We start from the raw sequence: 26,987 nt of genomic DNA, 5'->3' as shown, positions 1-26,987 counted from the left end.
AACCGTTTACTAGGATGTCCTTGTGTTCTGACGCACCGACGCCCGCAATGCCGCGTCCTTGTCGAGCACCATCCGCTCCAGCGACGACTGGAACTCCGCCACCCGGGCCGCCAGGCCCTCGTCGAACGCCGCCAGCATCCGCACCGCCAGCAGGCCAGCGTTGCGCGCCCCGCCGATCGACACCGTGGCCACCGGGATGCCCGCGGGCATCTGCACGATCGACAGCAGCGAGTCCATCCCGTCGAGGTACTTCAGCGGCACCGGCACCCCGATCACCGGCAGCGTGGTCGCCGAGGCGACCATGCCGGGCAGGTGCGCCGCCCCGCCCGCCCCGGCGATGATCGCGCGCAGGCCGCGCCCGGCCGCCGACTCGGCGTAGTCCATCATCCGCCGCGGCGTCCGGTGCGCGGAGTACACGCCGACCTCGTAGGCCACCCCGAACTCGTCCAGCGCCTCGGCGGCGGCCGACATGACCGGCCAGTCCGAGTCGCTGCCCATGATGATCCCGACGACAGTCACCGCGCGCTCCTAGTGGATCTCGTAGCCGTCGAGCCAGACGGCGTGGGACAGCCAGTGGGCGGCGAGCCGGGCCCGGGAGCGCACGTCCGCCAGGTCGGCGCCGAGCAGCGTCACGTGCCCGATCTTGCGCCCGGGCCGCTCCTGCTTGCCGTAGTAGTGCACGTGGGCGTCGCGGAAGCGGGCGAACAGGTGGTGAATGCGCTCGTCCATGCCCATCGACGGCGTCGACGGCGCGCCCAGCACGTTCGCCATGACGACGGCGGGCGCGACCAGGTCGGTGGCGCCCAGCGGGTAGTCCAGCACCGCCCGCAGGTGCTGCTCGAACTGCGAGGTCCGCGCGCCCTCGATGGTCCAGTGCCCGGAGTTGTGGGCGCGCATCGCCAGCTCGTTGACGACGATGCCGTCCTCGGTCTCGAACAGCTCGACGGCCAGCACGCCGACCACGTCCAGCTCGCGGGCCACCCGCAGGGCCAGCTCCTGGGCCTGCTGCTCCAGCTCGTCGGAGAGCCCCGGCGCGGGGGCCAGCGTCTCCACGCAGATGCCGTCCACCTGCACGGTCTCCACCACCGGCCAGCACGCGCCCTGGCCGAACGGGGACCGGGCCACCAGCGCCGACAGCTCCCGGCGCATGGCCACCTTCCGCTCGACCAGCAGCGGCCTGCCCGCCAGCGACGCCACGACCTCGGCGGCGGCCTCCGGCGAGTCCAGCATCCACACGCCGCGCCCGTCGTACCCGCCGCGGGCGGTCTTCAGCACGACCGGCCACCCGTGCGCGTCGCCGAACCTGACCACGTCCTCGACGGCGGCGACCTCGGCGAACTCCGGGACCGGCGCGCCCATGTCGGCCAGCCTGCGCCGCATGACCAGCTTGTCCTGCGCGTGGACCAGGGCGCCGGGGCCCGGCCGGACGGCGACGCCCTCGGCGGCCAGCGTCCGCAGGTGCTCGGTCGGCACGTGCTCGTGGTCGAAGGTCAGCACGTCGCACCCGGCCGCGAACGAGCGCAGCGCGGCGAGGTCGGTGTGGTGGCCCAGCGTGATCGCCGGGGAGACCAGGGCGGCGGGGTCGTCGGCCGAGACGGCCAACACGTGCAGGGTCTGGCCGAGGGCGACCGCGGCCTGGTGCGTCATCCGCGCCAGCTGACCGCCGCCGACCATCCCGACAACGGGCAATCCGGTGCGTGCGTCCACGGTCCGGGGAGCCTACGTCACGCCCGGCCGAGCCCGTCCACCATGGCCTGTGCCGCGTCCTCGGAGCAGGGCAGCCGCTCCACCCGCAGCTCGGGTCTGCGCAGCACGCGCAGGGCGCTGTCCACCTCGAACCGCTCGGCGATGAGCGCCCTGGTGCGGGCCGCCCGCTCGGCCAGGCCGCGCCCGCGCTCGGCCAGCACCGCCGCGACCGACGGCCCCAGCACGGCCAGGCTCTCCCCGCCGTCGAACACCTCCCGCAGCACGTCCCCGACCAGCGCCATCGCCATGAGCCGGGGCCAGCCCGCGGTCCGCGACAGGTCGACGGTGACCACGATCAGCACGTGGGTGTCGGCGGGCGCGGTCCCCGAGCGCCGCCCCGCCCGGTACACCTCGCCGAGGCGCACCCGCAGGTACTCCGGCGTCGCCAGCCCGGTCAGGTTCTCCGTGGCCGCGACCGCGCCGAACTCGCCCATGGCGGCGTCCGCCCACGCCAGGGCGACCGCGCGGAGCAGCGGCGCGGGCGTGGCGTCGACGGCGGCCCGACGGCCCGTGGTCCCCTCCAGCACCGCGTGCAGGGCGGCCAGGTCCGTCAGGGTCTCGTCCAGCCCGGCGCCCGAGCGCGCCCGCGCCCGGCCGAGGCCGTCGAGCGCGGTGGTCGGATCGGCCCCCGACACCACGCTGAGGCACACCTCGTCGACCTCCGGCAGTCCCCAGTCGCTGGGGAACCGCCAGCCCGCCGCCAGGCTCGCGGAGCGCCAGCGCGCCCGCAGCTCACGCAACAGGCGATCGGCCCCCTCGGCGTCACCGCGCCATAAGGAGCCCGCCTCACGTACGGCCACGCGCTCTGTCCTCTCGTCGGACGCCCGGAAGGGTGACGGCGGCAGGAGGCAGTCGTGACGCGGCTCCCCCGGGAAAACGTGACGGCTCCACACCGATCCGTCACACTAAGCATCCGTGCGCGGCCAGGCGGGGAAGTCCCGGCCGGAGGGGAGGATCGTGTCGACCGTTCCGGCGGACGTCGAGGGCCCCAGCGACGCCGAACTGATCGTGTCGGTGCGCGGTGGCGCCGTCGCCGATTACGGCACCCTGTACGAGCGGCACGTCGCCGCGGCGTACAACCTCGCCAGACAGCTCACGCGCTCCCCCGCCGAGGCCGACGACCTGGTCTCCGAGGCGTTCGCCAAGGTGCTCGACACGCTCCGCCAGGGCCGCGGCCCCGACTCCGCCTTCCGCGCCTACCTGCTGACCGCGCTGCGCCACACCGCGTACGACAAGACCCGCCGCGACCGCCGCGTGGAGTTCTCCGACGACGTCAGCCAGGTCAGCGGCGTCGACCCGGCCGCGGTGAGCGTGCCGTTCACCGACACCGCGGTCGCGGGCCTCGACCGCACGCTGGCCGCGCGCGCGTTCGCCAAGCTGCCCGAGCGCTGGCAGGCCGTGCTCTGGCACACCGAGATCGAGGGCCAGTCCCCCGCCCAGGTCGCCCCGCTGCTCGGCCTGACGCCCAACGGGGTGTCCGCGCTGGCCTACCGGGCGCGCGAGGGCCTGCGCCAGGCGTACCTGCAGGTGCACCTGGCCGAGACCGACGCGCAGAACTGCCGCGCCGCCGCCGAGCGGCTCGGCGCGTGGGTGCGCGGCGGGCTGGCCAAGCGGGAGACCGCGCAGGTGGAGTCCCACCTCGACCAGTGCGACCGCTGCCGCGCGCTGGCCGCCGAGCTGGCCGACATCAACGGCGGGCTGCGGGTGTTCATCGCGCCGCTGGTGCTCGGCTCGGGCGCCGTCGCGGCCTACCTGGCCGCGGCCAAGGCGACCGCGGCGGGCACGGCGGCCGCCGCCGGGACCGCGGCGGGGGTGTCCGCTGGCGGGGTCGCCGGGGCCATCGCCGACGCGCCCCGGCAGTTCCTCGGCGTGGCCGCGTCCGGCGTCGCGCTGGCCGCGGTGATCGCGGTCGGGGTGTCGTCGGGGCCGCAGGAGCGCATGCCCGCGGCGGCGCCCCCGCCCCCGTCGACGGTGTCCACGCAGGACCCGCCCGCGTCGCCGATGCCCCCACCGCCCAGGCCGTCGTCGTCCCCGCCCCCTGCCGCTGAGCCGCCCGCGCAGAGCTCGCCCGAGCCGCCTGCGCAGCCCCCGCCCGCGCCCGCCCCGGTGCAGCCGCCGCCGGAGCCCGCGCCGGAGCCGACGCCCGGCCCGCCGAGCCTGGCGGCCGACCCGCTGGACCCGGTGGCGCTCGTCGTCGACGGCGGGCCGACCGAACTGCCGATCACCGTGCGCAACACCGGCGGCAGCGTGTCCGAGCCCGTGGTGGCGACGCTGGCCCTGCCGCGCGGCGTGCGCGCGGTCGAGTCCCAGCGGCTCGCCACCCCGCCGGGGCTGCTGCTCAACGGGGCGGCCCCGCAGACCGGCACGGTGGCCTGCCCCGGCGGCACGGGCACCGTCACCTGCACCAGCGGCGAGGGCCTGCGCCCCGGCGAGTCGGTCACGCTGGTGTTCCGACTGGTCGCCACTCCCGGCTCGGCGGGCAGCACGATCACCGGATCGGTCACCGCCGGGTCCTCCATCCGGGTGAATATCTCGGTGCCGATCGACGTGCGGGAGAAGCCGGACGGCCTCCACCTGCACGCCGAGGCCCACGGGATCGGCTGGTTCGACACGCTCTGGCCGTGGGAGCGCGACGTGCTGCTCACGGTGACGGTCCGCAACACCGGCGAGAGCACCAAGCCGATCGCGATCACCGTGGACGAGCCGGGCAGGCAGACGGCGGGAGCGGGCAAGGTCGGCTGCACCGCCGACCGCGGCCGCACGACCTGCCGCACCCACAAGTCCGTCGCGCCCGGCGAGACCGTGGCGCTGGAACTCCGGGTCACGCGCCACCGCGACCACCCGCACGACATCACGTGGCGCAAGATCACCGTGACGGCGACTCTCGGCAAGGCGGTGGAGAGCGTCAAGGTCAAGGTCCCCGCGTTCGGCCCGTGGTGGCCGGGGCTGCAGCCGCCGGAGCCGCCGTCGATCCCGACCGAGCCGGTCGAGCAGGCGCCGACCACGCCGCAGGTGATCGAGTCCCCCACCGCGCCGTCGCCGACCCCGCCGCCCGTCACGTCCGCGCCGCCGCCCCCGGCCGACGACCCGGACGCGGAGTCGACCACAGTGCCCACGACCACGGCGCCCACGCCAGCGCCCACCACCACGACCGCCACGACCACCACCCAGACGACGGAACAGCGGTCCGTCCGGCCCGCCCGCGACTGCAGAGGGCGGCAGGGCGGCGGCCGTTCGGGGCCGCCCTGCTGACCCTGGGGCGGCCCTCGATCACGAGCGGTGATCGGCAGTAGTTAGACTCCGGCCACATGGCCGTCGTCGAGACCGTGCTGGCCCGCTTGCCGGAGCCGGTCCGGGCCGCTCTGACCAAGCACCGCGAGCTGTTGCGCTTCGCCACGGTCGGGGCCGTGTGCTTCGTGGTGACCAACGCGGTGAACTACACCCTCAAGCTGACGGTGCTCACCGACAACCCGGTGACCGCGCTGGCGATCGCGGTGATCATCGCGACCATCGTGTCCTACGTGCTCAACCGCGAGTGGTCGTTCAGCACCAGGGGCGGCCGCGAGCGCCCGCACGAGGCGGCGCTGTTCTTCCTGATCAGCGGCATCGGCGTGGCGATCAACTCCGCGCCGCTGGCGGTGTCGCGCTACCTGCTGCACCTGCAGGTGCCCGAGGTGTCGCGGCTGACCCAGGAGGTCGCCGACTTCGTCTCCGGCATCGTGCTGGGCACGCTGGTGGCGATGGTGTTCCGCTGGTGGGCGTTCAAGAAGTGGGTGTTCCCGCAGGCCGACGCCCGGGTGCGCAGGCTGCGCGCGGTGACCGGGCCCACGGAGCGCGCCGCCTGACAAGCGGTTTTCCGTAGACTGCTGCGGTGTCCGTAGTCGAATCCGTGCTCGCGAGGGTGCCCGAGCCGCTGCGCCGGGTCCTGCTCAAGCACCGCGAGCTGCTCAAGTTCGGGATTGTCGGCGGCACGACGTTCGTCATCGACAACGCCATCTGGTACCTGCTGAAGTTCACGGTGCTGGAGGCCAAGCCGGTCACCGCGAAGGCGATCGCCGTCATCATCGCCACGATCGTGTCCTACGTGCTCAACCGCGAGTGGTCCTTCCGCTCCCGGGGCGGCCGCGAGCGCCACCACGAGGCCGCGCTGTTCTTCCTGATCAGCGGCTGCGGCGTGGTCATCAACCTGATCCCGCCCTACGTCTCCCGCTATGTGCTGGACCTGGAGACCCCGCACGTGAGCCTGCTGGTGCAGGAGACGGCGGACTTCGTCAGCGGCTCCATCATCGGCATGCTGCTGGCCACCGGCTTCCGGTTCTGGGGCTTCCGCAAGTGGGTCTTCCCCGACCAGCTGCGCGAACACCGCAGCTACGACTAGCGCGGGGACTTCTCCGCGGGCCAGCGCACGCCGGTGACATCCCCCGCGCGCGGCATCCGCAGGAACACCGAGAACGTCGCGGGCTTGGCAGTGGACAGCTCCATCCGGCCGCCGTCGGAGTCGACCAGGGCGCGGGCCAGCGCGAGGCCGAGACCGGTCGACCCGGCCCCGGAGACGCCCCGGTCGAAGATGTGCGGGGCCAGCTCGTCGGGCACGCCGGGGCCGTTGTCGGCCACCTCCACCACCACCGTCTCCCCGCTGACCCGCGCGGTCAGGGTGACCGTGCCGCCGCCGTGGCGGTGCGCGTTGTCCAGCAGCACGCCGATGGCCTCGCGGAGCCTGCCCGGCGTGGCGCGGACGATGAGGTTGGGCTGCAGCCGCAGGCGCAGCGTGCGGCCGTCGGCGCGCAGCGGCTTGCGCCACTCCTCGGCGATGGCGGTCAGCTCGCGGGCCAGGTCGACCGGCTCCGCGCCGCCCGCGCGGGCGACCCGGGCGGCGGCGAGGAGCTCGTCGAGCACCTCGGCCAGCCGGTCGGCCTGGGCCAGGCCTGCCCTGGCCTCGGACGCGGTCTCCTCGTCCGGCACGCTCGCCAGCGTCTCCAGGCGCAGTTGCAGCGCCGTCAGCCTGCTGCGCAGCTGGTGGGACACGTCGCCGACCAGGTCGCGCTCGCGCTGGATGAGGTGGGCGAGCGCGGTGGCCGAGGCGTCGAGCGCCTCGGCGACGGAGTCCAGCTCGGCGAGGTCGTAGCGGGTGCTGTCGAGCCGGAAGTCGCCAGCGCCGAGCCTGCTGGCCCGGTCGGCCACGTGCCGCAGCGGCCGGGCGATGCGCCGCGCGGTGACCATCGCCACGACCGCGCCGATGCCCACGGTGGTGATGATGACCAGCGCGACCAGCAGCGCGACCTGGGTCTGCCGGGTGCGCATGGGCCCCGCGGGCACGGACAGCCGCACGGTGCCCTGCTGCACCATCGGCACCTCCTCGGTGACGGCCTCCTCGGTGATCTCCGTGCCGATGGTCCGCACCGGCTGGCTCGGCAGGGTCACCTCGAGCAGCCCGTCGACGGGCACCGCGACGGCGACCCGGCGCAGTTCGACCTGGCGGCCGTTGGCGATCTCGTCGTCCAGCCGCGCGGCGATGCCCTGCGCGCGGGCGGCCAGGTCGTCGCGGGTGATCTGCTCGACGATCTGCAGCGCGGTGTAGCCGAGCGGGATGCCGAGGGAGCACGCGGTCACCAGCACCGCGAGCATGATCGCCAGGAGGATGCGGCGGCGCACGTCAGTCCGCGTTGAACCGGAAGCCGACGCCGCGCACGGTCGCGATCCGCCGCTCCGCGGCGCGCGGGCCCACGTCGCCGAGCTTGCGGCGCAGCCACGACATGTGCATGTCCAGCGTCTTGCTGCCCTTGAGCTCGGGGTCGCTCCACACCTCGGAGAGGATCTCCTCGCGGGTGACGACCTGGCCCGCCCGCTGGATCAGCACGCGCAGCAGCTCGAACTCCTTGTTGGCCAGGTTGATCTCGACGCCGTCCACGGTGACCACCCGCGCGGCGAGGTCCATCCGCACGCCGTTCACCTCGACCGCGCCCGGGGCCTGGCGGCGCAGCAGCGCGCGGATGCGGGCCAGCAGCTCGGCCAGCCGGAACGGCTTGGCGACGTAGTCGTCGGCGCCCGCGTCCAGGCCGACGACGAAATCGACCTCGTCGGCGCGGGCGGTCAGCATCAGCACCGGGATGCTCCGGCCCGCCGCGCGCAGCCGTCTGCACACGTCGAGGCCGTCGAGTCCGGGCAGGCCGAGGTCGAGCACCAGCAGGTCGGGGCCGCCCGCGCTGGCCAGGTCCAGCGCGCGGTGGCCGTCGCCGACCACCACCACGTCATAGCCCTCCCGGTGCAGCGCGCGGGACAGCGGTTCGGCGATGGCCGAGTCGTCCTCGGCCAGTAGCACCACGCTCACGCCCCTCAGCGTAGGCGTGACACGATCTCCGGCGTGTCCCGCGACCTCAACTTCGCCATCCGACTGGCCGCCGCGGCCGACGAGATCACCGTGAACCGCTTCCAGGCGCGCGATCTGGTCGTCACCAGGAAGCCGGACCGCACCCCGGTCACCGACGCCGACACCGCCGTCGAGGACGCCGTCCGCGCCCTGATCGCCGCCGAGTTCCCCGACGACACGGTCGCTGGCGAGGAGCGCGGCGGCTCGGTGGGCGCGGGCCGCACCTGGGTGCTCGACCCGATCGACGGGACCAAGAACTTCCTGCGCGGCGTGCCCGCGTGGGCAACGCTCATCGCGCTGGTCGAGGACGGTGTGCCGACGGTGGGCGTGGTGAGCGCGCCCGCGCTGGGCCGCCGCTGGTTCGCCGCGCGCGACCACGGCGCCTGGGTGGCGGCGGGCGGCGAGGCCGTGCGGATGTCGGTGTCGGGCGTGGCGTCGCTGTCGGACGCCTACCTGTCGACCACGCACCTGGGCACGTGGGTCGAGTACCACTCGCGCGAGCGGTACCTCGACCTGGTGGACGCCTGCTGGGAGAACCGGGCCTTCGGCGACTTCTGGTCGCACTGCCTGGTCGCCGAGGGCGCCATCGACGTCGCCGCGGAGGCCGTCGTCAACCCGTGGGACGTCGCCGCCATCCAGGTCGTCGTCGAGGAGGCGGGCGGGCGCTTCACCGACCTGGGCGGGGCGGCCCGCTTCGACGGCGGCTCGGCGCTGTCGACGAACGGGCTGCTGCACGACGCCGTGCTGGGCCTACTTCGCCGCTGACGGCAGCACGCCGACCGCGCCGCGCACGACCTGCGACCACACCAGGCGGCCGAACAGGTAGTGGCAGGCGACCTGCTCGCTGCTGAACCGCGCCCAGTCGTAGCGGTTGCCCTGCTCGCGCCAGAACACCTCCCAGGCGTCGCCCGCCGGGTCGCGCAGCAGGCACCAGGTGTTGTCCACCTCCGCGCCGATCGAGACGACCTGCTCGGGCACGCCGACCGCGCGCAGCCACTCGGCGATGGATTCGGCGTTCACTGCCCGTCCTCCGTGATCTCGACCAGATAGCCCAGCGCGACGAGCTCGACCGCCGAGCGGGTGGCCCGCAGCCGGATCCCGCCGCCGTGCTGGGCGAACCAGGGCGCCGACGCCGCCCGCCACACCGGCAGGGGCCGCACGACCCGGTACCGGCGCAGCGCCCGCAGGTGGTCCGGCGGCAGCGAGCGCGCGGCGAAGGGGGTGCCGTCAGGGGCGAAGACGCGGCCCTCGGGGGTGCCGAGCCGGTCGATGGTGGTGCCCGGCTTGAGCACGTCGGGCTCGCCCTCGGCAGCGCCGCCCTCGGGGTACTGCTCGCCGGGCGGCCACGCGTACTCGGCCCTGCTGGTGCCGTCGGCGGGCTTGACCAGGAACCGGCGGTCCCAGTCGCGCTCGTGCAGGCCGCCGAGCGGGTCGTAGCCCTGGGCGAGGTGGTCGGCGCTCACGCCGTCGGTGCGGGTGACCGGGGCGGGCGTGGTGGCGTCGACGAGGTGGGCCTCGGGGTGGTCGTCCGGCGGGAAGCGCAGGCCCGCGGCGTAGTCGACCTCGGCCTGCGGCGCGGGCAGTTGCGTCTCCGGCTCATCGGCGACCTGCGGGAGGTATCCGATGGGGAACAGGTGCAGCAGGAACAGCGACAACGCGTCCCGGTCGGCCTCGCCGATGGAGGCGCCCGCGAACACCCCTGGCAGCCGCGCGAGTTGCGCCCCCGACTCGCTCGGCGGGGCGAGCGGGAAGCCGAGGACCGGCCCGCCGTCGGGCCGCCTGCCGGTGGGGAGGTGGCCGGGCACCGGGGCCTGGCCGGGAGCCTGCTGACCGGCGCCGGGGACCTGCTGCCCGGGGGCCTGGCCTTGGGGCTGCTGGCCGAGGGCCTGGTGACCGGGGGCAGGCCGGGGGGCGACGGCGGTTCCGCCCGCGAACCCGAGGAGCGCGCCGCCGATGGGCGCGATAAAGCCGGACTCGGGGGTGTCGGCGCTCGGCTCGTCTACTTCGGACTGCGCGGCCTCGGCGTCAGCGGACCCGGCCCGCTCGCCCGAGCGCTGGTCGCGGGTGTCGCCCGCGCGCTGGTCGCGCTGCTCGCTCGCGCGCTGGTCGCGTTGGTCGCCCGCGCGCTGGTCGCGCTGCTCGCCCGCGCGCTGGTCGCGTTGGTCGCGGGTGTCGCCTGCCCGCTGGTCGCCTGCGCGGTGGTCGCGGGTGTCGCCTGTGCGGGTGTCGGTGTGCGGCAGGTCGGCGCGGATGGGGGCGCCGCCGCCCGCCTGGGCGCGGGGTCCGGGCAGCACGGGACCGGCCGCTCCGCCCGCCGATGGCCCGCCGACCGGCGCGGGCCCGCCCGGGGACCCGCCGAACGGCGCTCCGCCGACGGGGGCCTGCCCCGGCGCGGCAGCGCCGGGCGGCGCCGCCTGGGCGATCGGGTTCTGCGCGGCCCCGGCCGCCTGCGGGGCGTCGAGGACGGCCGCAGCGGAGGCGTGCACCGTGTCGACCACCGGCATCCCGGCGGGCGGGGTGGGCAGGTCCATGGCCCACTCGTCGTTGGGCCCCAGCACGACACCCCGGCCGTCCCCGAACCCGCCCCCGGCGTTCCCGACGCCCTCGGCCACTCCCCGCGCCGCGCCGACGGTGTCAGCGACCCCGCCGCCGGGCCCCGCGGCCACGCTCCCGACGCTGTCGCTCACTCCACGGGCCGTCTCCCCCACGGCCCCGGTCACGCCGCCGACGACGTCGGACGCCCCGCGCACCGTGGTGCCCACAGCATCGGTCAGCCCACCAGGGCCCGCCGCCGCGTTGCCCACAGCATCGGTGAAACCCCGCGCCGCACCACCGACCGCCTCGGTCAACCCACCCGCCGCGTTGCCGACGGCATTGATCAGCCCGCTGGGTCCCGCCCCGGCGTTGCCCACGGCATCGGTGAAACCCCGCGTCGCCCCGGCGACCGCGTCGGTCAGCCCGCCTGGACCGGCCGCCGCGTTGCCCACGGCGTCGGTGAACCCGCGGGCCGCGCCGCCGACGGCGTCGGTCAGCCCGCCTGTCGCGCCGCCCACGGCGTTGGTCAACCCGCTGGCGCCGGGCACGGCAGTGCCCACCGCGTCCGTGAATCCGCGCGTCGCGCCGCCCACGGCGGCGGTCAGGCCGTCGGGGCCCGCCACCGCGTTCCCGACGGCGTCGGTGAAGCCGCGGGTCGTGCCGCCGACCAGGTCCGTCACGCCGCCCGGGCCCGCGACCGCGTTGCCCACCGCCGTCGTGACGCCGCCGGTGACGCCGCCGACGACGTCCAGCAGGCCGCGACCGGGGGCCGAGGTTCCCACCACGCCGGTCAGTCGGGCGCCCGGGTTGGCGTTGGCGACCTGGCGGACCGAGGTCATGTCCGGGCCGTTGGGCGCGACCGCGCTCACCAGGGTCTCGGTCACCGCCGAGAGGTTGGCCGACGTGGCGGCGACCGCCGTGTCGATGCCCAGCAGGGCCGTCGGGCTGCCCGCAGCGGTCGCGGCCTCGGTGTTGCGGGCCAGGTCGACGAGGTGGCGGACGATCTCGACCTTCGCGGCGCCGACCTGGTCGGCAGCGCGCTCCAGGCGGTCGGCGGCGGCCAGGCAGCCGCGCGCGGTCACCGTCAGGTGCCCCGAGTCGGCCCCGACGAAGCCGGACCACTGCGCCCGGGCGGCGTCGGCCGCCTCGCCGGAGAACGTGCCCAGGGCGGCGCTGGCGGCGGCGTCGGCCTCGCCGGTGAGCGTGGTCATCCGGGTCGCCGCCTCGCGCCAGGCCGCGGCGGCCTCGCGCATGCGGTCCTCGTCGGCCTCCGGCCACGCGACGCCGGTCGCGGCGGCCACCTCGGCGAGTTCGGGGGGCAGTTCGATACCCATCGCTACTCCCCGAGCGCCTGGACGTTGTCGGACTCCGTGGCGGCGTACCCCGAGGCGGTGTCGGCGAACCGGCCGCCCACCTCGTCGAGCCTGCCGGGCAGCGCGCCCAGGTCGCCCAGGGTGGCATCGGCGCCCGGCGCGTGCGCGGCGGCGAAGCTCGCGCCGACGGCGTCGCCGCCCCAGCACCCGCCCAGGGCGCTGAGCCGGTCGGCGAGGTCGCGGTGGATCGCCCCGGCGCGGGCGGCGAGGTCGCCGAACTCGCCAGCGCGCCGGGCGAGGGCGTCGGTGTCCGCGCGGAAGCCGTCGGTCATCGCTGGTCCCCCCGCTCGTCGGACTCCAGCCAGGTGGCGCGCTCGAAGTCGAACTCATCGGCCTGCGGGGCCACCTCGGCCGGGGTGAGGTCGGCGGTGCCGAGGCGCAGCGCGGCCGGGTCGGTCCCGGCGGGCAGCACGGGCGCCATGATCTCGTCGGCCGCGCGGGCGGCGAGCCCGGCGGCGGCCTCGACCACGCCCACGACGACGCCGCCCAGCGCGGAGGGCTGGTGCACGCGGTAGGCGTCCGGACGGATGTCCAACGCGACCAGTGCCCCGTACGCCGACACGGTGGCGGTCACCGTCCCGCACGCGCTGGTCGCCGACTTCGCGACCGCGCCCAGGGCCCGGTGCACCTCGGCCAACTGGTCGCGGCTGCGCCGGTAGCCCGCGAGCAGCTCGTCGACCTGGGCCCGGTGATCGGTACCCATCGCCACCTCCGCGGATCAGCCGGACAGACTCCGGTCGCCCGTTCGACGGGTCGCGGGGCGCGCCGGTTCCGCGGGTTTTTCAGTCCGCCTGCGGGGTCCAGTTCAGCGCGGTGATCGCGGTGTGGGTCATGACGCGGATGCCGGTCAGCAGCGCCCGCTCGTCGAGCTGGAAGGTGGGCTGGTGCAGGTCGCGCATGGGGCCCTCGCCGTCCCAGACGCCCAGGCGCATGAAGCTGCCGGGGACGTGTTCGAGGTACCAGCCGAAGTCCTCGCCGCCGGAGGACTGCTTGGTCCCGGCGAGCGCGTCCTCCCCGAGCGCGGTCTCGATGGCCGCGCGCAGCATCTGGGTGCTCTCGCGCTCGTTGATGACCGGCGGGACGCCGCGGCGGTGCTGCAGCTCGAAGCCGACGCCGGTGGGCGCGAGCAGCGCCTGCACCAGGCCCGCGACCAGCGGCTCCAGGTCCACCCAGACGTCGTGGTTGGCGGTGCGCAGCGTGCCGCGCAGCACACCCTCCTGCGGCACGGCGTTGGGCGCCTCGCCCGCGTGCACCGCGCCCCACACCAGGACGGTGCCCGAGCGCGGGTCGACGCGGCGGGACAGCAGCGCGGGCAGGCCGGTGATGACGCTGCCGAGCGCGTGCACCAGGTCGGCGGTCAGGTGCGGGCGCGAGGTGTGCCCGCCGGGCGAGGTGAGCCGCAGCTCCAGCAGGTCGGCGGCCGAGGTGATGGCGCCCACCCGGGTGCCGACCCGGCCGACCTCGACCCGCGGGTCGCAGTGCAGGCCGAAGATGCGCTCGACGCCGTCGAGGCCGCCCGCGTCGATGACCTCCAGCGCGCCGCCGGGCATGACCTCCTCGGCGGGCTGGAAGATCAGCCGGATGCGGCCGGGCAACGGCGGGCCGGAGGCCAGCGCGATGCCGGTGGCCAGCAGGATCGCGGTGTGCGCGTCGTGGCCGCAGGAGTGCGCGGCGCCGGGGGCGGTCGAGGCGTAGGGCAGGCCGGTGTCCTCGGTCATCGGCAGCGCGTCGAGGTCGGCGCGCAGCGCCACGCAGCGGTCGCCCTCGCCGATGTCGCAGATGAGGCCGGTGTTGCCGGGCATCAGGCGGGGCTCGAGGCCGTAGGACTTCAGCAGGCCCGCGACCAGCTCGGTGGTGGCGAACTCGCGGCGGGACAGCTCGGGGTGGGCGTGGATGTGCCGGAACCAGGCGAGCACGTCGGCGGTGTTGGCCGTCAGCCAGTCGTCCAGCCACACCGGTCCGCGCCCAGCACCGAGATCGTCCACACCGGGCATACTGACGCCCGTCGGCGTGATCAGCACGGTGGATTGACCGCCCCGGGCCCCTCGGGGTCCCCGGCCGGGCTCGGCGGGCATGTCGGGCCGCGAATCCAACACTGTCACGCGACCCCTCCACTGACCTGCTGAAACTTGCTTCCGGTGCTCATTTGCGGTCAATAGTGCACCATGAGCCGCTGACACCGCCGCCGGTTTGCACGATCGCAGGCTAGACGGCACCGCCGAAGCGGTGAACGGCGACGGTCACTTCGCCCCGACTGGTCTGGTGATCAAGACGATCGGTCCCGGCCCCGGGACGAGCCGGGGACGGGACGAAGGGGACACTCCGCTCCGCGGCGGTCCACCTGCCCGGCGAGACCCCGGCTACTTCTTCTTGACCCGCTTGCGGCGGACGCGGTTGCCGTAGACGACGAGCCCCAGCAGGACGAGCGCGGTCACCGTGATGACGAGCTTCTGCCTGCTGTCGGCAGCCTCCTCCTCGGTCGGCGGGTTCAGCGTCGGCCCCGACGGCGCGGTCGTCTCCTGGGCGAACGCGGCGGGCGCGCTCGGGCCGAGCGCGATGGCGCCGAGCAGGGTGACGCCGAGAAGCACTCCGGTCAGCAGCCGGGACACGCGACCTCCAGGTGACGGCGGTGATCACGCCAAGCCTAGCCGGGACACCACGGCCACGCGGGTAGGCCGACCGCATGATCTGCTGCCGCTCACGTGCCGAACAGGTCCAGGATCCGCTCGGCGGCCAGGGTGGCGGTCAGCTCGCCAGCGCGGACGCGGCGCTCCAGGTCGGGGGCCTCGGCGCGGACGGCGGGGTGCTCGCGCAGGCGGGTCAGCAGGGTGTCCTTGACCATCGCCCAGGTCCAGTCGACCTGCTGGCGGCGGCGCTTCTCGGCCAGCTCGCCGGACTCCGAGAGCGTGCGGTGGTGGAGTTCGACCTGCTCCCAGAGGGTGTCCAGGCCCAGGTTCTCCGCCCCGCTGCAGGTCAGCACCGGGGCGTGCCACGACGCGGCGGGGTCGCGCATCAGGCGCAGGGCGGAGGCCAGTTCGCGGGCCGCGCGCTGGGCCTCGCGCTTGTGGTCGCCGTCGGCCTTGTTCACGGCGATCACGTCGGCCAGCTCCAGCACGCCCTTCTTGATGCCCTGCAGCTGGTCGCCGGTGCGGGCGAGGGTGAGGAACAGGAAGCAGTCGACCATGTTCGCCACGGTCGTCTCCGACTGCCCGACGCCAACCGTCTCGACCAGCACGGTGTCGTACCCGGCCGCCTCCATCAGGACGATGGTCTCCCGGGTCGCCTTGGCGACGCCGCCGAGCGTGCCGGAGGTCGGTGACGGGCGGATGAACGCGGCCGGGTCCACCGCGAGCCGCGCCATCCGCGTCTTGTCGCCCAGGATCGAGCCGCCGGTCCTGGTCGACGACGGGTCCACCGCCAGCACGGCGACGCGGCGGCCCGCTGCCGTCAGGTTCGAGCCCAGGGTGTCGATGAACGTCGACTTGCCCACCCCGGGCACGCCGGTGATCCCGACCCGGTGCGCGCCGCCCGCGTGCGGCAGGAGCTCCACCAGCAGCCGCTGCGCCAGCGCCCTGTGGTCGGGCCTGCGGGACTCGACCAGGGTGATCGCCCGCGACAGCAGGCCGCGGTCGCCCGCGAGCACGCCCTCGGCGTACTCGCCGACGTCCACCGTCCTAGCCAAGCGAGTGCCCGTGCTGCTCGGCGAGCTTCTCCAGCAGCTCGGCGGCCGCGTCGGCGATCACGGTGCCGGGCGGGAAGATCGCCGAGGCGCCCGCGGCGCGCAGGTCGTCGTAGTCCTGGGGCGGGATGACGCCGCCGACGACGATCATGATGTCGTCGCGCCCCAGCTCCGCCAGCTCCGACCGCAGCGCGGGCACCAGCGTGAGGTGACCGGCGGCCAGCGAGTTGACCCCGACGATGTGCACGTCGGCCTCGACCGCCTGCCGCGCCACCTCGGCGGGTGTGGAGAACAGCGGGCCCACGTCGACGTCGAAGCCGAGGTCGGCGAACGCGGTGGCGATGACCTTCTGGCCGCGGTCGTGGCCGTCCTGGCCCATCTTGGCCACCAGGATGCGCGGGCGGCGCCCCTCGGCCTCGGCGAAGGCGTCCACGACGGCGCGCGCGGAGTCCACAGTGGAGGAGCGGCCGACCTCGTCCCGGTACACCCCGGAGATGGTACGGATCTGCGCGGAGTGCCGCCCCCACACCTTGCCGAGCGCGTCGGAGATCTCGCCGACGGTCGCCTTGGCGCGCGCGGCGTCGATCGCGAGCTCCAGCAGGTTGCCGTCGCCGTCCGCGGCCCTGGTCAGCGCGTGCAGGGCGGACTCGACGGCAGCGGGGTCCCGTTCCGCGCGCAGCCGCTCCAGCTTGGCGATCTGCTGCGCGCGCACGCCGGCGTTGTCGACCTTGAGCACGTCGATCTGCTCGTCCTCGGCCAACCGGTACTTGTTGACCCCGATGACCGGCTGCCGCCCGGAGTCGATCCGGGCCTGGGTGCGGGCCGCGGCCTCCTCGATGCGCAGCTTGGGGATGCCCGCGTCGATCGCCTGCGCCATGCCGCCCGCGGCCTCGACCTCGGTGATGTGCGCCCACGCCTTGGCAGCGAGGTCGGCGGTCAGCCGCTCGACGAACGCGCTGCCGCCCCACGGGTCGATCACCCGCGTGGTGCCGGATTCCTGCTGCAGCACCAGCTGGGTGTTGCGGGCGATGCGCGCGGAGAAGTCCGTGGGCAGCGCCAGCGCCTCGTCGAGGGCGTTGGTGTGCAGGGACTGCGTGTGGCCCTGGGTGGCGGCCATCGCCTCCACGCACGTCCTGATGACGTTGTTGTAGACGTCCTGCGCGGTCAGCGACCAGCCGGAGGTCTGGCAGTGCGTGCGCAGCGACAGCGACTTCGCCGACTTCGGCTCGAAGCCCTTGACCAGCTTGGCCCACAGCAGGCGGGCCGCGCGCATCTTGGCGACCTCCATGAAGAAGTTCATCCCGATCGCCCAGAAGAACGACAGCCGGGGCGCGAACCGGTCCACGTCCAGCCCCGCGCCGCGACCGGCCCGGATGTACTCCACGCCGTCGGCCAGCGTGTAGGCCAGCTCCAGGTCGGCGGTCGCCCCGGCCTCCTGCATGTGGTAGCCGGAGATCGAGATGGAGTTGTACTTGGGCATGTGCTGCGAGGTGTAGGCGAAGATGTCGGAGATGATCCGCATCGACGGCCGCGGCGGGTAGATGTAGGTGTTGCGGACCATGAACTCCTTGAGGATGTCGTTCTGGATGGTCCCGGCCAGCTGCTCGGGCGCCACCCCCTGCTCCTCGGCCGCCACGACGTAGAGCGCCAGCACCGGCAGCACGGCGCCGTTCATGGTCATCGACACGCTCATCCGGTCGAGCGGGATGCCGTCGAAGAGGGTGCGCATGTCGTAGATGGAGTCGATGGCCACGCCCGCCATGCCGACGTCACCGGCCACCCTCGGGTGGTCGGAGTCGTAGCCGCGGTGGGTCGCCAGGTCGAAGGCGACCGACAGGCCCTTCTGGCCCGCGGCGAGGTTGCGGCGGTAGAAGGCGTTGGACTCCTCGGCGGTGGAGAACCCGGCGTACTGCCGGATGGTCCACGGCTGGTTGACGTACATCGTCGGGTACGGGCCGCGCAGGAACGGCGCGATGCCCGGGTAGGTGTCCAGGAAGTCCAGGCCAGCGAGGTCCTCCGCGGTGTAGACGGGCTTGACCGGGATGCCCTCGGGGGTCTCCCAGGCCAGCGCGTCCGCGCCCTTGCCGGTGGCCTCCTGCAGCGCGGCCGCCCACGCTGCCAGGTCGACCGGGCCGGGCTCGCCGAGCTCGACGGCGCCGAAGTCGGGGATGCTCGTCATGCCGACACTCCCAGGTCGTCGTGGATCCGCCGGAGGACGCCGAGCGCGTCGCAGCCCGTGAACACGAAACCGTCCACTTCGTACTCGTCCGACGGTTTGCCCGCGAGCAGGACCGTGCTCGCTCCCGCCGCGCGCAACGCGGCGATCGCGTCGGCAGCGTGCTCAGCGTAGATTTTGTCGGACGCGCACAGGCAGGCGATCCGCGCGCCGCTGGCGGCGAACCGCTCGGCGGCGGTCGCGGCGTCGGCGGCCCCGGCGTCCGGGGTCTCGATGCCGCCCGCCTGGAACAGGTTGGCCGCGAAGGTGGCGCGCGCGGTGTGCGCGGCGACCGGGCCGAGGGTGGCGAGGAAGACCCTCGGGCGCGCGCCCGTCGCGGCCAGCGCGCGGTCGGCGCGGTCGCGCAGGTCCTCGAAGTCCTCGGCGTAGCGGTGCACGGGCAGCCCGCCGCTCGGCGCGGCGGGCGCGGGGGCGCGCTCGACCGGCTTCTCGGCCAGGTTCGGGAACTCGCTGACGCCGGTCAGCGCGTCCCTGCGGTGGGCGAGGTTGTCCTGCCGCGCGGCCCAGGTGGCGGCGAGCCGGTCGGCGACCAGCCCGGAGCGCAGCGCGGACACGATGCCGCCCGCGCGCTCGATCTCGGTGAACCACGCCCACGCGGCGCGCGCGAGGTCGTCGGTGAGGCGCTCGACGTACCAGGAGCCGCCCGCCGGGTCGATCACCCCGGCCAGCCGCGACTCCTCCAGCAGCACCGACTGGGTGTTGCGGGCGATGCGCCTGGCGAAGGCGTCGGGCAGGCCGATGGCGGCGTCGAAGGGCAGCACGGTGACCGCGTCCGCGCCGCCGACCCCGGCGCCGAAGCAGCCCAGGGTCGCGCGCAGCATGTTCACCCACGGGTCGCGGCGGCTGAGCATGGCCGTGGCGGTGACGGCGTGCTGGCGCTGCGGCACGGCGAACCCGCTGACCTCGGCCACGCGCGCCCACAGCCTGCGCGCGGCGCGCAGCTTGGCGATGGTGAGGAACTGGTCGGCCGTGGCGGCGAAGCGGAACTCCAGCAGCCGCGCGGCGTGCGCGGCGTCCAGCCCGGCGTCGGTGAGCACGCGCAGGTAGGCGACACCCGCGGCGACGGCGGCGCCCAGCTCCTGGGCGTCGGACCCGCCTGCGTCGTGGTACGGCAGGCCGTCCACGGTGATCACGCGCAGGTTGGGGTACTCGGCGGCGTCGGCGGCCAGCGCGGCGACGGCGGCGAGGTCGGGGTCCGCCGCGGTGCGCGCCTGGTGGCCGATCGGGTCCGCGCCCAGGCTGCCTCGGGTCTCGGCGGCGGGGACGCCCTTCTCGGCGTGCACGCGCAGCAGCTCGGCGGCGGCGTCGGCGAACTCCGCGCCCGCGTCGAGGGTGACCGGGGCGAGGTCGAGGTGGACGTCGGCGAGGACGTCGGCGATGCGGCCCACCGGGATGCCGGACGCGCCCGCGACCAGCCACAGCGAGGTGACGCCGTTCTCCAGGTCGGCCAGCACGGCGGCGCCGGTGGTCGCGGGGTCGGCGTGCCGCTGGCGCACGTCCCATCCGCCGCGGACGTGCCCGTCGGGCCGCGCTCCGCGGGTGTAGGGCGGCAGCCCGGGCAGCCCGGCGCCGGGCGCGGCGTCGTCGGCGGTGTAGAGCGGGGCGATCTCGATGCCGTCATAGGTCCGGCTCGCGAGCAGCGCCTCGACCGCCTGGTCGTCGGGGACCGCGCCGGACTTGCGCAGCACGCCCGCGACCAGCTCCCGCCACTGCTCCCGGGTCGCCGCCGGATGCTCACCGGCGAGGACGAGGCCATCGGATGTCATGCCCCGCAATGCTACGGAAACCAGCGGGATCCGGGCTGTGACGCTAATCCCGATTAACGAGGACGGTTGTGGCCGCCGCCACGGCGTCGATCAGAACCCGGTGCAACTGGCCGCCGCACTCTTGCCGCTGGCCCTGGCGGTCTGGGGAGCGGCGCCGTCCACGGTCACCGAGCACTGCACGTCGCCACCCTCCATCGGGGTGATCACCGTGAGACTGCCGCCCTTGGCGAAGCCCTCGACGGTCACCTCTTTGCGCCACCGCAGATCACACACGACGCGAACGCGATCCCGATCAGCACGAGGGCTGCGCCGAGCACCCAGGGCCACTTCTTCCGCTTCGGGCGCTCCTTCGCGACCGGCTGGGCCTGTTGCGACATGTCCGCCTCCCAACGGGGGGAAAGGCTGTGCACCTACCTCCGAAGGGTCGAGACACGGCGGGCGACCGTTTCCAGGCTCATCCGTTCGGAGTAACCGGGCAGAGGTGGTGGCGACTCCCCGTCAAGGTGGTCCCATCAGGGACAATGGCGGCCGTGTCGACCTCGGAACAGCGCCTCATCGCCGGGCGGTACCGCGTGCGCGGGCTGATCGGGCAAGGGGCGATGGGTGTGGTGTGGTCGGCCTACGACGAGCACCTGCGCCGTCCGGTCGCGGTCAAGGAGGTGCGGCGGCAGCCGGGGGTGACCGACGCCGAGGCCGCCGAGCTGCGGGAGCGGACGCTGCGCGAGGCCCGCGCCATCGCCGTGCTGGCCCACCCGAACGTCGTCACGCTGCACGACGTCGTCAGCGACGGCGACGAGCCGTTCGTGGTCATGGAGTACGTGCAGGCGCCGAGTCTGGCGCAGCTGCTGCGGCTCAACGGCGCGTGCACGGACGTGCAGGCCGCGGTCATCGGGTCGGCCGTGGCCGCCGGGCTGCTGGCCGCGCACGCCGCCGGGATCACCCACCGCGACGTGAAGCCGGGGAACGTGCTGGTCGGGACGGACGGCACGGTCAAGCTCACCGACTTCGGGATCGCCCGCAACGTCTCCGAGCGCACCCTGACCCGCAGCGGCGTGATGCTCGGCTCCCCCGCCTACATCTCCCCCGAGGTCGTCTCCGGCGGACGGGTCACCCCGGCCGCCGACCTCTGGGGCCTCGGCGCGACCCTCTTCGCCGCCGTCGACGGCCGCGCGCCGTATGACCCGGACGCGCCCGTGCTGGAGACCCTGCACCGCGTCGTCGACGGCGAGGTCCCGGTCCCCGAGCACGACGGCCCGCTGCGCGCGGTGATCACCGGGCTGATGGTCAAGGACCCCGAGGCGCGGATGTCGCTGCAGGAGGTCCGCGAGCTGCTGCACCCCCTGCTCCCCGCGCCCGGCCGGTCGGTGTTCGCCGACCTGAAGACCTCGGCCGAGGACGCCGCCACCGTCGTCACCCGGCCAGCGCCCGCCCCGGAGCCCGCGCCCGAGCCGCCGGGCGAGACGAGCGCGCCGCTCGCGCTCGCCCCCGGCCCGCTGCCCTTCGCCCCCGCCGTGCGGACGCGGGGGGCGGTCGCGGCCGCCGTGCTGACCCTGGTGGCCGCGCTGCTGTTCGCAGGCGGCGCGGCGGGCGGCTTCGCCCTGGCCAGGGTGGTCGGCGGCGAGCCGGTGCTGCCCCGGGCCACGACGACGACCGTGCCCGTCCCCGACTCGCCGGTGACCGAGCTGGTCGTCCGCAGCGCCGACGCGTCCACCCTCGCGGGCGAGCAGGGCGGCGCGTTCTCCGTCCCGGTGCCCGAGGACTGGGTGAAGTTCGTCGAACAGCGCACCCCGGAGACGCTGCCCAACAGCACCCGGGTGCACTGGGTCGCGCCCACGGGCACAGCGGAACTGGTCGTCGAGCGGTTCCCGGAGTACACCGCGAAGCACACGATCGAGGACTATCTGTCCTATCTGGCCTCGCGGGTGCCCGCGTACCGCCCGGTCGGCGAGACGCCTCTGGACGACGGCGGCCTCCGCCTGACCTACCGCACGGTCGAGTCCTTCCCGAACGCCCCCGGCGGCCCCGCCCCAGACCTGACCAGGGTCACCTTCGCCGACGTCCAACCCCGCGGGGCCGACCTGTGGGTGGTCTCGCTGACGGTCCCGATCGAGCAGGAGGACTCGGCCCGCTCCGGCCTCTTCGCCGACGTCGTCGCGGGCTTCCAGGTCGGCTCGGCCTGACCGGCGCCGCACCCACCCGGATGACCACGCCATCCGGACCACCGCGCCCGCCCAGATCCCAGATGATGACATCATCTGAGCCGCCATTCAGATGGCCACATCATCTGCGATCGAGATGATGACATCATCTGAGCTGCGGCGTCTCACTTCCTCCCAGCAAGGAGACCGCGGTCGGCGGCGGGGTCAGGGGCGGAAGCCGGGCGGGCGGGCGGTGAAGAGCTCGTCGAGGTGGCGCAGGAGGGCGCGGTGGTCGGCGGGGCTGACCGTCGTCCAGTGCTCGCCGTCGGGGTTGGGGGTGCGGAGCTGCAGGTAGCGGCCCGCCGCGGTGTCGAAGAAGCTGACGGTGCACGGGGTGCGGTGGCGTTTGCCGTAGCGGTCGCGGTGGGCCGCGCCGAACTGGCCCTGAGCCGTCAGGGGAGCGATCATCTCGGCCAGGTGGGTGGCGTCGTCGGCGCGGACGCCTCGGGCGCGCAGGGCGGCGGCCAGGTCGGGGGCGGGAGCGGCGGCCGCCAGATCGGCGGAGGGCAGGGTGACCGAGCGGCCCGGGCCCGCGGGGAGTCTGGGCAGCACCGACAGGGCGTGCCGAGGCAGGCCGTCGTCGATCGCGGACAGGGTGAGCGTGGTGCCCGCCAGGACGGCCAGCACCGCTGTGCCGTCGGCGATCGCGGCCAGCGCGCGGGCGGCGCCCTCGCCCCACACCCGGACGTCCACAGAGGACTGCGGACGCGCGAGCACGGCCAGCATCGCCGCCAACCGGGGATCGACCTCGGGGTAGTCCGCCACCCCGCGCCGGGACAGGGTCGCCCAGGCCGCGCGCACCAGGCGGGCGCGCTCGGCCTCCGTGCGGCCCGGCGACGGGACCCGCAGCACGACGGGGAACTCCTCGACGCCGAGGTGTTCGCGGAGGACGTCGAACTCCACAGCGGACAGCTCCACAGTGGACACCGTGCCGACTAGCCCCCGATGACCGGCGGCGGGAGCTGGTGGTCCTCGCCGTCCACGCTGACGTTCTCGGTCACGGTGTCCGTCGAGCCGAGGTCGCGCCTGCGCCCGCTGACCGCGCGCGCCGGGGCGACCTCGCCGTCGGCGAACCACTGGCTGGAGCCGATGACCTCCGGCCCGAACCGGCGCACCGCCACCTTGTCCGCCGAGCCGACGGGCGCGCCCGCGCCGCCGACCGGGGCGCCCGCGGCGCCGGGGTTCGGCGACAGCGGCGCGGGGGGCACCGAGGACGACGACGACGCCGGGGCGTGCGGCTCCGGCGGCGCCGCGCCGATGGCGGCGGCGACGGCGGGCGCGCGGCGCTCGCGGGGCCGGTCCTCCTCGGGCCGCGCGCCCGTGGAGATCGGCGCGGCCACCAGGGGCGTCGGCTGCTGCGCGGGGGCCGAGGCGGCCAGCGGCGCGGCGACCGGCGGCAGCGGGCGGGGCGGCGCTGCCGACGCGGCGCCCGAGCTGTGGGTGAACGGCGCGCTGAAGTCGCGGTGCGGCCCGGACGGCCGGTGGTGCTGCTGGTGGTCGCCGCCGCCCCGGCCGCCGTCCGGGCCGCCGCCGACGGCGAGCGACGCCGTCGTGCCCGTCCGGACGCCGTGGCCCTGGCCGCGGTGGACCTTGCCGTCGCGCAGCAGCGGCCCCGGCCCGACGAACGGGGTCAGCGGCGCGAGGTTCTCCTTGGTGGCCGTCTCGTAGGCGGCCATGACCTCGACCGCGCGCTGTTCGCCCGCCGCCTTGGCGGTCTCCGCGGGCTCGGCGTCGTCCTGCACGCCCACGACCTGCACCGCGGGCGGGACGCTCGGGTCCGGCGCCATCGCGGGCGTCTCGGAGGGCACCGGCATGTCCGCGCGGGCCTTCGCGATCAGGCTGCCCTGGGTCTCCACGGCCGTCCGCATCGCGGCCGCGCCCTCGGACGTGGTCTTCGCCCATCCGGCCAGCGGCGCGAGCCGGTCGTGGGCAGCGCCCGCAGCGCGCCCGGTCCACGCCGTGCCCGCCGCGCCGAGCGCGCTCTCCAGCTGGTGGCCGACCTCGTCGAGGGCCGAGGTCAGCTCGGCCCAGCGCCGAGACGGTCCCGCGGAGGCCGACGGGCCCGGCCCGTCGTGCAGCATCCGGTACAGCTCCTCGTGCGTGAAGCCCCGCCAGCGGGCCGGGTCCTCGCTCATGCTCCGCCCCCGGTGTTGTGGGTCACCCTCGCCCGGTTGTCCTCTTCCAGGCCCTGGTACTGCTCCGCGGTCTTGTCGAGGTTCTCGACCGCGGCGTCCAACTGCTCGCGGTAGGCCAGCAGCGCCTCCAGCGCCGCGCCGTCGACCTCGGCCGAGAGGGCGTTGACCGCGCGCGCCGCGTCCGCGCTCACCGGGTCGGCCGCCCACGGCGTCGTCCGGATCTCGGCCCGCACCAGCTCGATCTGCCGGTCGAGCGCCGTCAACGCGGACAGGAACGCGCGGCGCAGCTCGGGCACAGCGCCCGGCTCGACCGACAGCAGGTGGTGCTCTGGCATGCCGCCTCCCCCGTCACCTTCCGTGGTGTCGTCACTCTATCGAGTGGCGACGCTCGGATTCGACCGTTGGCCCACTGTTTTCCTGACGCTTGCCCGTCGGCCCCGGCTCCCTCTTGATCGCGGCCGTGGCTCAGTCGTTACGCAGCACCAGCGTCGTGGTCCCGTCGATCGCGTCCACCTGCGTGAACCCGAGTTTGGCCGCCACCCTGGCCGAGGCGGTGTTGGCCGTCTCGTGCCGGTAGAGGATCCGGGTGAGGCCCAGCGCGCCGAAGCCGAACCGGATCACCGCGGCCAGCGCGTCGGTCGCCAGGCCCTGCCCGCGCGCGTCCGGGTGCGTCCAGCAGCCCGCCTCGGCCACCCCCGCGGCCAGGTCGACCTCCTTGAGCAGGACCTCGCCGAGCAGCGCGCCGGTCAGCTGGTCGGCGACGGCCCAGGAGAACCGGGTCTCGTTCTCCCAGTCGCGGGCGCGCTGGGCGATGTAGGCGCCCGCCGTCGCCAGGTCGTGGACCGCGATGTGGGACAGCCAGCGCCTGCTGATCGGGTCGGTGAAGCCCGCCAGCACGGCGGGCCGGTCGTCGATGCGGTCGTCGGCGCGCAGCGCGCGCAGGTAGTACTTCCCCGCGTTGATCTCCACCGGTTCCACCCGGCCAACCTACCGGCGCTGGGGGAGGATGTTCGCGATCCCCGGCCGGGTTGGAGGACATGTGGCCGACGACCTGGCTTCCCGCGTCGGCGACGCCGACACGGTGGTGCGGACCTTCGACGAGATGCCGGTCATGGTCATCGGCCTCGACGGGCCGGACCACGTGGTCACCGCGGCGTCCGGGCTGTACCGGCGGTTCATCGGCGTGGACGACCCGATCGGCAGGCCCGTCCGCGACGTGCTCCCTGAGCTGCGCGGCCAGCACCTGGTCGAGCTGCTGGACCGGGTCCGCGAGACCGGCATCGCCGAGGCAGGCGGCGAGTGGCGGGTCCTGCTGCGGCGCGGCCGGGACGCCGCGCCGGAGGAGGTCTTCCTGGACTTCGCGGTCGAGCCCCGGCGCGCCCGGGACGGTGCGGTCGCCGGGCTCATCGCCTCCGCCGTCGACGTCACCGCCCGGGTGCGCGAGCGGCAGGCCGCCAGGGCGGCACCGGCCGAGCACGAGCCTGCCCACGACCTGGTCCGGTCGCTGCAGCGGCACCTCCTGCCCGCCGGTCTGCCGGTGCTGCCGACCGTGCAGGTCGCCGCCAGCTACCTGCTCGCCGACGCGGCGGACGCCGCGGGCGGGGACTGGTTCGACGCCGTGCCGCTGTTCGACGGCCGGGTGGCGCTGGTCGTCGGCGACGTCGTGGGCCACGGGATGGCCGCGTCGGCGACCATGGGCCAGCTGCGCGCGGTCCTGCTCGACCGGCTGGACGGCACGGGCGACGCGGGCCTGGCGCTGGCCGCGCTCGACCGGACGGCCCGCCGCCTCCCCGACGCCCGCGCGGCGACGGTGTGCGTGGCCGTGCTCGACCCGGCCGACGGCTCGCTCGTCTACTGCACCGCTGGCCACCCGCCGCCGCTGCTGATCGCCCCGGACGGCAGCACGCGGTACCTGCCGATGACGGGGGCGGGCCCGCTGGGCGCGGGCGCTGGCTTCCCGATGCGCCGCGACCGCGTCGAGGTCGGCGAGGTCCTGCTGCTCTACAGCGACGGCATCGTCGAGCGCCCCGGCCGCGCGCCCGCCGCGGCGACCGTCGAGCTGACCCAGGTCGCGGGCGCGGCGGTGGCCGACTGGGAGCGGCTGGGCTCGGTGCTCTCCGCTGCGGAGCGGGCGTGCGCGCACCCGGTGGAGCTGCTGGTGCGCGCCACCGGGCACACCGACGACATCACGCTCCTGGCCGCCCAGCGCGTCGCGCCCGCCGAGGACGTGCGCGTGGAGCTGCCCGCCGAGCCGGCCACGCTGCGCGCGGTCCGGCAGGCGCTGGCGGGCTGGCTCGCCCGGGTGGGCGCGGGCTCGGCCGCCGCCTCCGCCGTGCAGCACGCGATCGGGGAACTGGTGACCAACGCCGTCGAGCACTCCGGGACCGGCCCGGTGCGGGTGCGGACCGGGCTCGGCGGCGACGGCGTCGCCGAGATCGAGGTCGCCGACGCGGGCCGCTGGCGCGACCGGCCGCCGGAGGGCGCCCGGGGCCTCGGCCTGACCATGACCGCCGAGCTGGTCGACGAGCTGCGCGTCGAGCGGACCGAGACCGGGACCACGGCCACCGTCCGGCACCGGCTCACCCGCCCGGCCCGGCTGCTGACCGCCGACGAGGTCGCCTCCGGCGTGCCCCGGCGCCCGCCCCCGTCCGACCGGCTGGGCCTGGCCCGCCACGACGGCCGGGTCGTCGTCACCGGCCCTGTGGACGCGCGCACGGCCTCGGAACTGGATGTGGGACTGCGCAGGCACACCAGCGGCGGCACGCGCTCGGTCACCGTCGACCTGTCCGGGGTGACGCACCTGGCGAGCGCCGGGGTGTCGGTGCTGCACGTGGCCGTCGCCCGCAACGCGGCCAACGACGTGCCGCTGCGGATCTACGCGCCCGCGGGCAGCGTCGCCCAGCACGTCCTCGCCGTGGTCGCGCTCGACCACAGCACGTCCGAGGGCTGAGC

The 26,987-nt window shown here is 75.2% G+C and carries 25 protein-coding genes; 6 read left to right on the top strand and 19 right to left on the bottom strand.

Features of this window, described 5'->3' with window-relative positions; genetic code table 11:
* Positions 1-9: 9 nt before the first annotated feature.
* Genes purE through IEY98_RS09115 form a run of 3 tightly spaced genes read right to left on the bottom strand, consistent with a single transcriptional unit; the run spans position 10 to position 2,546 of the window.
* The gene (purE, locus tag IEY98_RS09125; RefSeq protein WP_189210159.1) at positions 10-498 is read right to left on the bottom strand and encodes a 5-(carboxyamino)imidazole ribonucleotide mutase; all 489 of its coding nucleotides are present in this window, start codon (positions 496-498) and stop codon (positions 10-12) included.
* Positions 499-528: 30 nt separating this feature from the next.
* Positions 529-1,707, bottom strand: a complete 1,179-nt coding sequence (locus tag IEY98_RS09120) for a 5-(carboxyamino)imidazole ribonucleotide synthase (RefSeq protein WP_189209766.1) — start codon at positions 1,705-1,707, stop codon at positions 529-531.
* Positions 1,708-1,724: 17 nt separating this feature from the next.
* A complete protein-coding gene (locus tag IEY98_RS09115; RefSeq protein ID WP_189209765.1) occupies positions 1,725-2,546 on the bottom strand; it encodes a GGDEF domain-containing protein in 822 nt (273 codons plus the stop codon).
* 157 nt (positions 2,547-2,703) lie between these two features.
* On the opposite strand from IEY98_RS09115, the gene IEY98_RS09110 reads away from it, so the two are divergent.
* The 3 genes from IEY98_RS09110 to IEY98_RS09100 are packed head-to-tail and all read left to right on the top strand — an operon-like array spanning position 2,704 to position 6,124.
* A complete protein-coding gene (locus IEY98_RS09110; RefSeq protein WP_189209764.1) occupies positions 2,704-4,998 on the top strand; it encodes a sigma-70 family RNA polymerase sigma factor in 2,295 nt (764 codons plus the stop codon).
* 56 nt (positions 4,999-5,054) lie between these two features.
* Complete coding sequence (locus tag IEY98_RS09105) at positions 5,055-5,591, top strand: GtrA family protein (RefSeq protein WP_189209763.1); 537 nt, start codon at positions 5,055-5,057, stop codon at positions 5,589-5,591.
* A gap of 26 nt (positions 5,592-5,617) precedes the next feature.
* Positions 5,618-6,124, top strand: a complete 507-nt coding sequence (locus IEY98_RS09100) for a GtrA family protein (RefSeq protein WP_189209762.1) — start codon at positions 5,618-5,620, stop codon at positions 6,122-6,124.
* On the opposite strand, the gene IEY98_RS09095 is transcribed toward IEY98_RS09100, so the two are convergent.
* Both IEY98_RS09095 and IEY98_RS09090 read right to left on the bottom strand, forming a co-directional pair.
* Positions 6,121-7,398, bottom strand: coding sequence for a sensor histidine kinase (locus IEY98_RS09095; RefSeq protein WP_189209761.1), 1,278 nt, complete (start codon positions 7,396-7,398; stop codon positions 6,121-6,123). The two genes, IEY98_RS09100 and IEY98_RS09095, sit on opposite strands and share 4 nt — an antisense overlap.
* Position 7,399: 1 nt before the next feature.
* A complete protein-coding gene (locus IEY98_RS09090) occupies positions 7,400-8,074 on the bottom strand; it encodes a response regulator transcription factor (RefSeq protein ID WP_189209760.1) in 675 nt (224 codons plus the stop codon).
* A gap of 33 nt (positions 8,075-8,107) precedes the next feature.
* On the opposite strand from IEY98_RS09090, the gene hisN reads away from it, so the two are divergent.
* Complete coding sequence (hisN, locus tag IEY98_RS09085; RefSeq protein ID WP_189209759.1) at positions 8,108-8,878, top strand: histidinol-phosphatase; 771 nt, start codon at positions 8,108-8,110, stop codon at positions 8,876-8,878.
* Here hisN and IEY98_RS09080 read toward each other — a convergent pair.
* The 10 genes from IEY98_RS09080 to IEY98_RS09035 form a co-directional block, all read right to left on the bottom strand.
* On the bottom strand, positions 8,864-9,133 hold the full coding sequence (locus IEY98_RS09080) for a hypothetical protein (protein WP_189209758.1): 270 nt from the start codon (positions 9,131-9,133) through the stop codon (positions 8,864-8,866). The genes hisN and IEY98_RS09080 overlap by 15 nt on opposite strands.
* Positions 9,130-11,982: a glycohydrolase toxin TNT-related protein gene (locus IEY98_RS09075; RefSeq protein ID WP_189209757.1), complete on the bottom strand. Its 2,853-nt coding sequence runs from the start codon at positions 11,980-11,982 to the stop codon at positions 9,130-9,132. Before IEY98_RS09075 ends, IEY98_RS09080 begins: the two co-directional genes overlap by 4 nt.
* A 2-nt stretch (positions 11,983-11,984) precedes the next feature.
* Positions 11,985-12,293 carry a WXG100 family type VII secretion target gene (locus IEY98_RS09070; RefSeq protein ID WP_189209756.1) on the bottom strand — a complete coding sequence of 103 codons (309 nt, stop codon included), beginning with the start codon at positions 12,291-12,293 and terminating at the stop codon, positions 11,985-11,987.
* Positions 12,290-12,724 (bottom strand): YbaB/EbfC family nucleoid-associated protein, encoded by a 435-nt coding sequence (locus IEY98_RS09065; RefSeq protein ID WP_189209755.1) that lies wholly within the window; start codon positions 12,722-12,724, stop codon positions 12,290-12,292. Before IEY98_RS09065 ends, IEY98_RS09070 begins: the two co-directional genes overlap by 4 nt.
* A 79-nt stretch (positions 12,725-12,803) precedes the next feature.
* The gene (locus IEY98_RS09060; RefSeq protein ID WP_189209754.1) at positions 12,804-14,123 is read right to left on the bottom strand and encodes a M20 family metallopeptidase; all 1,320 of its coding nucleotides are present in this window, start codon (positions 14,121-14,123) and stop codon (positions 12,804-12,806) included.
* A 258-nt stretch (positions 14,124-14,381) separates the two neighbouring features.
* Complete coding sequence (locus IEY98_RS09055) at positions 14,382-14,630, bottom strand: hypothetical protein (protein ID WP_189209753.1); 249 nt, start codon at positions 14,628-14,630, stop codon at positions 14,382-14,384.
* Positions 14,631-14,719: 89 nt separating this feature from the next.
* Positions 14,720-15,703 (bottom strand): methylmalonyl Co-A mutase-associated GTPase MeaB, encoded by a 984-nt coding sequence (meaB, locus tag IEY98_RS09050; RefSeq protein WP_189209752.1) that lies wholly within the window; start codon positions 15,701-15,703, stop codon positions 14,720-14,722.
* Positions 15,696-17,879, bottom strand: coding sequence for a methylmalonyl-CoA mutase (gene scpA / locus IEY98_RS09045; protein ID WP_189209751.1), 2,184 nt, complete (start codon positions 17,877-17,879; stop codon positions 15,696-15,698). The genes meaB and scpA overlap by 8 nt, the downstream gene beginning before the upstream one ends.
* On the bottom strand, positions 17,876-19,702 hold the full coding sequence (locus IEY98_RS09040) for a methylmalonyl-CoA mutase subunit beta (protein ID WP_189209750.1): 1,827 nt from the start codon (positions 19,700-19,702) through the stop codon (positions 17,876-17,878). The genes scpA and IEY98_RS09040 overlap by 4 nt, the downstream gene beginning before the upstream one ends.
* 90 nt (positions 19,703-19,792) lie before the next feature.
* Positions 19,793-19,975, bottom strand: coding sequence for a hypothetical protein (locus IEY98_RS09035; RefSeq protein WP_189209749.1), 183 nt, complete (start codon positions 19,973-19,975; stop codon positions 19,793-19,795).
* A 248-nt stretch (positions 19,976-20,223) separates the two neighbouring features.
* Between IEY98_RS09035 and IEY98_RS09030 the strand changes: the two genes are divergently transcribed.
* Entirely contained in the window at positions 20,224-21,882 is a 1,659-nt protein-coding gene (locus IEY98_RS09030; RefSeq protein WP_189209748.1) for a serine/threonine-protein kinase, read from the top strand.
* Positions 21,883-22,065: 183 nt separating this feature from the next.
* Here the strand turns inward: IEY98_RS09030 and IEY98_RS09025 are convergent, their stop codons facing one another.
* From IEY98_RS09025 to IEY98_RS09010, 4 genes are all read right to left on the bottom strand, one after another.
* Complete coding sequence (locus IEY98_RS09025; protein WP_229786696.1) at positions 22,066-22,818, bottom strand: ESX secretion-associated protein EspG; 753 nt, start codon at positions 22,816-22,818, stop codon at positions 22,066-22,068.
* Positions 22,819-22,835: 17 nt separating this feature from the next.
* Positions 22,836-24,035 carry a PPE domain-containing protein gene (locus tag IEY98_RS09020; protein WP_189209746.1) on the bottom strand — a complete coding sequence of 400 codons (1,200 nt, stop codon included), beginning with the start codon at positions 24,033-24,035 and terminating at the stop codon, positions 22,836-22,838.
* On the bottom strand, positions 24,032-24,370 hold the full coding sequence (locus IEY98_RS09015; RefSeq protein ID WP_189209745.1) for a transcriptional regulator: 339 nt from the start codon (positions 24,368-24,370) through the stop codon (positions 24,032-24,034). The genes IEY98_RS09020 and IEY98_RS09015 overlap by 4 nt, the downstream gene beginning before the upstream one ends.
* 130 nt (positions 24,371-24,500) lie before the next feature.
* On the bottom strand, positions 24,501-25,013 hold the full coding sequence (locus IEY98_RS09010; RefSeq protein WP_189209744.1) for a GNAT family N-acetyltransferase: 513 nt from the start codon (positions 25,011-25,013) through the stop codon (positions 24,501-24,503).
* A gap of 61 nt (positions 25,014-25,074) precedes the next feature.
* Here IEY98_RS09010 and IEY98_RS09005 point away from each other — a divergent pair, with 61 nt between their 5' ends.
* Positions 25,075-26,985, top strand: coding sequence for a SpoIIE family protein phosphatase (locus IEY98_RS09005; RefSeq protein WP_229786695.1), 1,911 nt, complete (start codon positions 25,075-25,077; stop codon positions 26,983-26,985).
* Positions 26,986-26,987 lie beyond the last annotated feature (2 nt).

Origin of the sequence: Actinokineospora fastidiosa, from assembly GCF_014648415.1 — a bacterium.
Taxonomy (GTDB): Bacteria; Actinomycetota; Actinomycetes; order Mycobacteriales; family Pseudonocardiaceae; genus Actinokineospora; species Actinokineospora fastidiosa.
The sequence above is the reverse complement of the archived record's forward strand: the minus strand, read 5'-3'. Positions and strand labels throughout refer to the sequence as shown.

Bases quoted from the DNA above. Each gene is read 5' to 3' on its own strand.
- purE (WP_189210159.1), bottom strand. From the start codon at position 498: ATGGGCAGCGACTCGGACTGGCCGGTCATGTCGGCCGCCGCCGAGGCG.
- IEY98_RS09105 (WP_189209763.1), top strand. From the start codon at position 5,055: ATGGCCGTCGTCGAGACCGTGCTGGCCCGCTTGCCGGAGCCGGTCCGG.
- IEY98_RS09075 (WP_189209757.1), bottom strand. From the start codon at position 11,982: ATGGGTATCGAACTGCCCCCCGAACTCGCCGAGGTGGCCGCCGCGACC.
- IEY98_RS09070 (WP_189209756.1), bottom strand. From the start codon at position 12,293: ATGACCGACGGCTTCCGCGCGGACACCGACGCCCTCGCCCGGCGCGCT.
- IEY98_RS09065 (WP_189209755.1), bottom strand. From the start codon at position 12,724: ATGGGTACCGATCACCGGGCCCAGGTCGACGAGCTGCTCGCGGGCTAC.
- scpA (WP_189209751.1), bottom strand. From the start codon at position 17,879: ATGACGAGCATCCCCGACTTCGGCGCCGTCGAGCTCGGCGAGCCCGGC.
- IEY98_RS09040 (WP_189209750.1), bottom strand. From the start codon at position 19,702: ATGACATCCGATGGCCTCGTCCTCGCCGGTGAGCATCCGGCGGCGACC.
- IEY98_RS09030 (WP_189209748.1), top strand. From the start codon at position 20,224: ATGGCGGCCGTGTCGACCTCGGAACAGCGCCTCATCGCCGGGCGGTAC.
- IEY98_RS09020 (WP_189209746.1), bottom strand. From the start codon at position 24,035: ATGAGCGAGGACCCGGCCCGCTGGCGGGGCTTCACGCACGAGGAGCTG.
- IEY98_RS09015 (WP_189209745.1), bottom strand. From the start codon at position 24,370: ATGCCAGAGCACCACCTGCTGTCGGTCGAGCCGGGCGCTGTGCCCGAG.